1 tRNA gene and 1 pseudogene are annotated in these 1015 nt (G+C 73.4%); one reads left to right on the top strand and one right to left on the bottom strand.

Features of this window, described 5'->3' with window-relative positions:
* The first annotated feature begins 301 nt into the window (after positions 1-301).
* Positions 302-378 (top strand) — tRNA-Trp (locus ABZX67_RS33285).
* A 429-nt stretch (positions 379-807) separates the two neighbouring features.
* On the opposite strand, the pseudogene ABZX67_RS33280 reads toward ABZX67_RS33285, so the two are convergent.
* Positions 808-1015, bottom strand: a pseudogene (locus tag ABZX67_RS33280) (hypothetical protein); the annotation flags it as partial.

The following is a 1015-nucleotide window of genomic DNA, read 5'->3' as shown; positions in this document are numbered from 1 at the left end:
GCCACCGGATCCGGGGGTCACCGTCCCCGGGTCACCCGACCTGGGGGTCGCCCTTCGTGTACGACAGCCGCTCGACCTGCCCGGTCTCGGGCCCCGGTACGAAGCGGCGGGTGTCGATGCAGGTGCGACCCCGCCGACTCGAGTTGACGCAGCGCGGCCCCGGCGCGCGGCGACACCGTACGGCGACCTTGGCCGACGGCCTTGCGACGAGCGGCGGATCGCAGCGGGCAGTCGGCGGGCCGCGGCCGCCGGGAAAGTCGGTGGTGCGACACCCGGCAGGCTGACATGCTGGCGTCTGCGAAGGGGTGTAGCTCAGATGGCCAGAGCGCCGGTCTCCAAAACCGGATGTCGCAGGTTCAATTCCTGTCACCCCTGCCAGGGAAGCAGTGCAGCGCCCCCGCCGATACGGTGTGGGCGCTGCTGTGTTGTGGGGGGGCGGCGTCAGGTCCGCAGCAGGTTCCCCAAGAGGTCGACCAGGCTCGCATCCAACTTGCCCAGTCGAGGACCACCTGACGGTGGTCGGCCAGCACCGTACGCAGAGCCCTACGGACCTCCGGCGCGGTGGCCACATGGAGCCCCCCGGCCACGGCCACCTGGCAGGTACCGGGCCTGGTGGCTTGGACAGCGACCCTGATCGCATCGTGCACCGGTATCCCCTTCACCCGGGGCCCTCGCTTCCAGGAGAACCCCAGCCGGCCCGCCTTGTCCACGTCCCGTGCTGGGTTGCCCAGGGGGTGTCGGCCACGGCGGCGGTGACGGCGGTCAGGCGCACACGGTCATACGGCCGTGGCCCGCGCGCCCGGTCGGTCACACGGTCCGCGGCCCACGCCGGGCCCGTGCCGTCTCGCCGAGCAGCAGGACGCCCGCCCGCAGCGCCGGCGGGCCCGACGGGCGGGCGGCCAGCGCCGGTCCGGCCCGGCCGTCCATGGCGTCGGCGAGCGAGCACAGCATGCCCTCGAAAGCCGCCCGCGCCAGATGTTCGGGCTTCATCGACTCGCGCCGCAGCCCGCTCAGA

The sequence above is a fragment of the Streptomyces sp. NPDC003036 genome (genome assembly GCF_040611175.1).
In the GTDB taxonomy this organism is placed as follows: domain Bacteria; phylum Actinomycetota; class Actinomycetes; order Streptomycetales; family Streptomycetaceae; genus Streptomyces.
The sequence above is the reverse complement of the archived record's forward strand: the minus strand, read 5'-3'. Positions and strand labels throughout refer to the sequence as shown.